The organism is Fodinicola feengrottensis, from assembly GCF_039530045.1.
GTDB lineage: Bacteria > Actinomycetota > Actinomycetes > Mycobacteriales > HKI-0501 > Fodinicola > Fodinicola feengrottensis.
In genome coordinates this window covers 222,306-228,506 of the sequence record NZ_BAAANY010000007.1, presented here as the reverse complement: position 1 = coordinate 228,506, position 6,201 = coordinate 222,306, and the positions used below count along the sequence as shown (strand labels likewise).

Here is a 6,201-nt window from a genome sequence, read left to right as displayed (position 1 = left end):
GGCACAAAGTCCCGCACTCGACGAAAACCCAGCCCCTACCACGTACAAAAAAAGCACCGCGTGGACTGGGCGGAGGCAGCCCACCCAGTCCACGCGGCTTGGTACGACCCCCGGTGACAGCCAGCCCCCTCGCCCAGCTACCACCGGCCCCCTCGGGCCCGCGCTCTGATCCCGGCGCCGGCGCCTGGATCAGGGCACGTTCGTGGAGCGCACCGAACGACGACGGTCGGTGCGCTGGCCTCTACTTGTTCATCGCGACAGGTCCGTGACCAGGTCCAGGGCGGCCGGCAGCGCGTCGGGCAGGCGCTCGATCCAGGCACGGGGAGTCGCGTCGGCGATGTCCAGCCGGGTCAGCTCGCGCTGCACGGCCTGGACCATCGTGGGCAACAGGGGTGTACGGGCGACCAGCCCGAGCGCCCGTTCCACCCCTGCTGTGGCCAGTGTTTCTCCCCCGGAGAACACGGACCGTAGGCACTCCCCCAGTGCCATTCCGCGCAGCAGCCGACCCCTCTGCGGCTGCTGCCGGACACCTGTAGTCACCACGATGAGAGCGTGCGTGGTGCAGACGCGGTCGCCCGAACGGGCGGCTTCGCGGTAGATCTCGCCAAGGCGGGTACGCAGGTAGGGCAACGTCGTTAGACCCGTGCTTGGGTCTTCGACACAGATACGTCGGAACTGGGCGGCCCCCTCGTCCGCCCAGGCCAACGCGACCGTACGAATAAGCACCTCGGCGGGTGGGACGGTGGCCGCGCGTACGCCCCGGGCGGCGACCAGCAGAGCGGCGATGTCCTCGAGCGTCTCGTCGAGCCAGACGCCGGCGGCGGCGCGGGCCCGGCCGAGCCGGACGCAGGCGGGTAGCAGTTGGCCGCTCGGGGAGACCAGTTGCTCGGTCACCGCGTCGACCTCGGCGCAACGCCAGTCGTCCGGCCAGGACCACCCGGCCTCCACGCTGGCTTGCCGCCAGCGCTGGCGCAACCGGTCCACCGGGTCGACAGCGATCGCCTCGCCCGCCGGGGCGGAGGTCCGCTGCGCCACCCGGGGTACCAGTGACAGCGCGTCTACGGCAGCGACTGCATCCACCACTTCGGGTTCTCCCGCCTCTTTGGTCGCCGGTCGTGTCGAGGTTCTGACCAGCGAGTTCGTGATGTAGACGGGAGCGTGTGCAAGTCATGACGCGATTTGGCCGTACTCTTTTCCCCGACTCTCCTGCGCAATCCGAGAGCAATGCCCGAAATGTAACGATTGGGGTTGTTTCGAGCAGATGTCTGGCGGCAACGGCGCGGCCGACGGAAGCGGCGACCGGCTGGATTCAGGACAGGCTCCGGCGGGTCCCAGCGACGCGGAGCTGATCACGGCTGCCCGGGCCGGCGACACCGGAGCCTTCGAGACGCTCTACCGCCGGCACTCCGAGGCGGCCCAGCGGTACGCGATGAGCCTGACCCACAACCCGGCGGACCGTGACGACCTGGTGTCCGAGGCCTTCGCCAAGGTGCTGTCGACGCTGCGCAACGGCGGCGGCCCGGACCTCGCCTTCCGCTCTTATCTGCTGTCCGCCGTACGAAACACCTTCTACGACCGGACCCGGCGCGACCGCCGGCTTGAGGTCACTGACGACATGGAGCGGCACGACCGCGGGGTCGCCTTCACGGATACCGTCGTCGAGGGCCTGGAACGTACGCTCGCGGCCCGCGCTTTCGCCACCCTGCCCGAGCGCTGGCAAATGGTCCTCTGGCACACCGAAGTCGAGGGCGACTCGCCCGCCGAGGTGGCGCCGCTGCTTGGCCTGACCCCCAACGGCGTCGCCGCGCTGGCGTACCGCGCCCGCGAGCGGCTCCGCCAGGCGTACCTGTCAGTCCATGTCGCGGACGCGCCACAGACCACCGTGGTGGCTGGCTCAACGTGCGGTTGGACCGCCGAGCGGCTGGGCGCGCGCGTACGCGGCGGCCTCAGCAACCGCGAGGCGACCAAGATCGACGCGCACCTGCACGACTGCGCCCAGTGCAAGCTGCTGTACGCGGAACTGGGCGAGCTGAACTCCAGCCTGCGCAACGTCCTGGGCCCGCTCATCCTGGGCACCGCGATCGCCGGCTATTTCGTCAAGCCGGCGGCCATCCTGGCCGGCGCCAGCACCGGTCTCGCCGGAATGTGGCACTGGGTCCTCCTGCTGCTCGGCCGGATCAAGGACTTCTTCAAGCAACCGTCCGGGATCGCCACCGGCGTCGGCGCTGTAGTCGTCGTGGTGGCGGTCGTCGCGGCCGCGTTCGCGCTGACCAGCGGCCAGCCCAAGCCCAAACCGCCGACCGCGGCGGCGCCGAACAAACCGGCCGCCCCGCCCGGCGGCGGCGCTGGTGGCGCGCCCGCGGCCCCGCCGCCGGCCGCGCCCAACCAGCCGAACAAGCCGCCCAACAACCAGCCGGCCAGCAGCGCGCAGCCGGCCAGCCAGCCAGCGCCCGCGAGCGCGGTGCCGACCCCGCCGGCCAGCCCGATCGCCAAGCCGACGCTCGGCGTCTCCACGGTCGGGCCGCTGGCGGCCGGCCGGCCCGGCGTGATCAAGGCCGTCGTCGCGTCTCCTGGCAACGGCAGCCGCGGCAACAGCATCCTCATCGAGCCGGCCGCGGTCCCAGCCGTACGGCCGGCCATCGGGCCGCTGGCCAAACCCGCCTTGCTCACGCTGACTCTCGGCAGCGTGCTGACGATCACCAGCGCGGACGGCGCGGACGGCTGGACCTGCCAGGTCGGCGGCCAGACGTGTACGCACGCGGAGCTGGCCAGCGGGCGTACGACCATCGCCTACATTCGGGTGAAGGTGGCCAGCGACGCGTCCGGGTCGATCCCGGTGACCGTCTCCGGCGGCGGCGCCGGCGCGTCCAGCGCGACGACCACGCTGCCCACCCCGACCCATCAGGACTGGGGCACCCTCTTCGCCGCCACCGGCCGGACCCGGCTTGCCGTCACCGGCAACGCACTTATGAGCTGCGCGCCGCTGGACTACGGCTGCGCCGCGGCCCGCAAGCGGGCCCCAAACAACACCGGGATCGACAACGACCGGCGGATGGTGCCGTACGACACGGACCACGACCCGACCACCAAGGCGTCCTCCACATCCCGCCTCGAAGGCTCTGGGCAGGTCCTCTACGCCGGTCTGTTCTGGTCGTCGTGGGCACGGCCCGGCGGCAACGTGCCGGCCGCCCAGGTGACCGGCCCGAGCGGCCGGCGCCTCGCCATCACCCCCGACCTCGTGGACGGCCAGGCGGGCCCGAGCGCCTTCCAGGCGTACGCGGATGTCACCAACACGGTCCGGTCCGGCGGCTTCGGCAACTGGACGGTCGGCTGGCGGACCGCGCCGCAGTCGTCGCTCGGCGGGTACGCCGGGTGGGCGCTGATCGTGGTCACCAGCGACGCCACCGCGCCGAACGGCCAGGTCGCGGTCTTCGACACGAACATCGGCCTCGGCACCGGCGGCCACCGCTCGGCCACCATCGACCTGCCGTTGGACATGACCGGCTCCGCCAGCCAGGTCGGCGTGGTGGGCTGGGAAGGCGATCCGGGCCTGACCGGCGACCGGCTGACCATCAACGGCCACTCACTGTCGCCATCGGACACCCGCTGCAGCGCCAACGACGCCTTCTGCAGCCACGCTGACGGCGCCGTGGAGGCGTCCAGCGGCAGGAACTGGAACACCTTCGGCACAGACGCCTGGACGGCCAGCGGCGGGCGGCTCAGCCGTACGTCGGACCTGGTCGGCCGATCCTCGGCGGACGCGGTCACGCTCGGCGCCTTCGCCGTCCTCAACCGGAGCTAGTCGTCGGTGGGTGACAAATCGGCCGACCTTGCCGGCGTGCGGCCAGTGGCTGTTCCGTACGCTGGGCGGATGTCACTTGTCCGCAGCCTGATCCAGCGCTGGCGCCGGCTCATTGGCGAGATGACCGCCTTCGGGATCATCGGCGTGATCAACACCGGTGTCCAGTACGCCGGAGTGAACTTCTTCCACCTGGCACTCGGCCTCAACGTGCTGATCGCCAACGTGCTGGCCACCGTCATCTCGGCCACCAGCTCGTACTTCATGAACCGGCACTGGACCTTCCGGCACCGCTCGCGCAGCAGCCTGCACCGCGAATACATCCTGTTCTTCATCTTCAACGGGATCGGGCTGGCCATCTCGTCCGCGGTGCTCTGGCTGTTCACGTATCCGCTGCACCTGACCAGCGCGCTCTGGGTCAACGTGGCGATCACCATCGGCCTGGTGCTGGGCACTCTGTTCCGGTTCTTCACGTACAGCAAATGGGTCTTCAAGCACCCAGATGACGCTTTGTACGAGCAGGACGACGAACCCACGGCGGCGACCGAGGTCGTACCGGACAAAACGGAGAGCCGCCAGTAACAGCCGAGCCGCCGCTCGACGGCGTGCACCCGGTCCGTATCCTCGATCGGGTGAATCTCGTACGCAGTCTTTATGACCGCTGGCAGCGTCGCCTACACGAGGTAACCGCATTCGGTGTCATCGGCGGCATCAACTTCGTTCTCGACGTGCTGCTGTTCAACTTGTTCTATATCAAGTTCGGCATCCCACTGCTGACCGCACGTGGCTGCGCGACGGCGATTTCGGCCACCAGCTCATACTTCATGAACCGGCACTGGGCTTTCCGGCACCGGGAGGACACCGGGCGGCGGCGGGAAATCCTGCTGTTTTTCGCCTTCAGCGTGGCCGGACTGCTGATCCAGTGGGGAATCCTGGGGATCTTCAAGTTCGGATTGGGCCTGGACAACGTCTTCTGGGCGAACGTCGGCAACATCATGGGCGTGGCGGTCGCCATGTTCTTCCGGTTCTGGGCGTTCAGCAAGTTTGTTTTCATGGCATCCAAGGAAGACAAACTGGCCGAAGAAAAAGAACCCACCCCGGTTTAGTAAAGAATTCCCGGCCTTGTTTTTCCGCTAAACCTCATTGGTCGGCCGCTTTTCCAGCTGCGGTAGCCCCGGCAGGTAAATCGCGAAGGTGGCCGGCTTCGGCCGGACCAGCTCCAACCGGCCGGAGTCCGCCTCCACCAGCGCACGGGCCAGCGGCAGGCCGAGCCCGGTGCCACCACGGCCGGACACCCCGCGGGCGAAGACCGAACCGATCAGCAGATCCGAGACACCCGGGCCTTCGTCGGTGACCTCCACGACGACGTGCTCGCCATGCCGGTACGCCTGCACGTCGACTGTGCCGGCGCCATGCGTCATCGCGTTCTCCACCAGCACCCCAATGGCCTGCTGCAGGTGGCCGGGAGTGGCGTGCGCACGCAGCCCGGGCGCCGGCAGGATGCGCAGCTTGCGGCTCAGGATGGACAGCTGCGGGGCCCACTCGTCGTACACGTTGTCCAGTTGCTCGGCCACGTCCACCGGGATCGCCGACCGGGCCCGCTCGTTCCGGGCCTGCTCCAGCAGGTCGTCGATGACCGAGACCATCCGGTCGACCTGCTCCAGCGCCGCCTCGGCCTCGCGGCTCGCGTTCGGATCGGTGGAGGCACCGACCTCCTCCAGCCGCATCGACAGCGCGGTCAGCCGGGACCGCAACTGGTGCGACACGTCACCGGCGAACTCGCGCTCACGGCGTACCAGGTCAGCCAGCCGCAGCGCGGCCCCATCCAGCACTCTCGCCACGTCGTCCAACTCCGCGATGCCGTAGCGCTGGCCGGACGGCCGGAGGTCACCCTCGCCGAACCGGCTGGCGTCGTCGGCCAACCGGGACAGCGGGGTGGTCAGCCGAGTGGAGACCCGGCCGGCCAGCAGCACCGCCACCCCGATCGCCAACGCCGCCGCGATCACCACGATCGCGGCGGTCTCGATCCGGTCGCGGGCGTAGTCCGCGAGCGAGTGCTGGACAGTGAGGCTGGCACCGCCGCCGATGTTCACCGTCGTCTGCAGCGTCGAGCCGGTCGGGCGTACGCCAGTGGCGACCGTCTGGCCGTTGGACAGCGTCACCGACACATACGCGTTGTCGTCCACGATGGCATCGAGCTTGGCCGCGGTCAGCGACCGGTCGGCCACGAATGGCTCGACGTCCAGCGCGTACTTCAGGCCGTCGTGGTTCACCGTGACCTGCGCCGAGCTGCCGATCTGGTTCTGCGTGATCACCAGCAGGGGGACGCCAAGAATGCCGATCGCGACCAGCGCGACCAGCAGGGTGGCCACGACGATCCGCCGACGCACGAGTGCCCTTTT

5 protein-coding genes are annotated in these 6,201 nt (G+C 69.4%); 3 read left to right on the top strand and 2 right to left on the bottom strand.

Annotated elements, in window-relative coordinates:
• Positions 1-249: 249 nt before the first annotated feature.
• Positions 250-1,083 carry a hypothetical protein gene (locus tag ABD301_RS09395; RefSeq protein ID WP_344308972.1) on the bottom strand — a complete coding sequence of 278 codons (834 nt, stop codon included), beginning with the start codon at positions 1,081-1,083 and terminating at the stop codon, positions 250-252.
• A 178-nt stretch (positions 1,084-1,261) separates the two neighbouring features.
• On the opposite strand from ABD301_RS09395, the gene ABD301_RS09390 reads away from it, so the two are divergent.
• The 3 genes from ABD301_RS09390 (at position 1,262) to ABD301_RS09380 (ending at position 4,905) form a co-directional block, all read left to right on the top strand.
• Positions 1,262-3,802: a sigma-70 family RNA polymerase sigma factor gene (locus tag ABD301_RS09390; protein WP_344308970.1), complete on the top strand. Its 2,541-nt coding sequence runs from the start codon at positions 1,262-1,264 to the stop codon at positions 3,800-3,802.
• Positions 3,803-3,871: 69 nt separating this feature from the next.
• On the top strand, positions 3,872-4,381 hold the full coding sequence (locus tag ABD301_RS09385) for a GtrA family protein (protein ID WP_344308968.1): 510 nt from the start codon (positions 3,872-3,874) through the stop codon (positions 4,379-4,381).
• A gap of 50 nt (positions 4,382-4,431) precedes the next feature.
• On the top strand, positions 4,432-4,905 hold the full coding sequence (locus tag ABD301_RS09380; protein WP_344308966.1) for a GtrA family protein: 474 nt from the start codon (positions 4,432-4,434) through the stop codon (positions 4,903-4,905).
• A gap of 27 nt (positions 4,906-4,932) precedes the next feature.
• Here the strand turns inward: ABD301_RS09380 and ABD301_RS09375 are convergent, their stop codons facing one another.
• Positions 4,933-6,189, bottom strand: coding sequence for a sensor histidine kinase (locus tag ABD301_RS09375; RefSeq protein ID WP_344308964.1), 1,257 nt, complete (start codon positions 6,187-6,189; stop codon positions 4,933-4,935).
• Positions 6,190-6,201 lie beyond the last annotated feature (12 nt).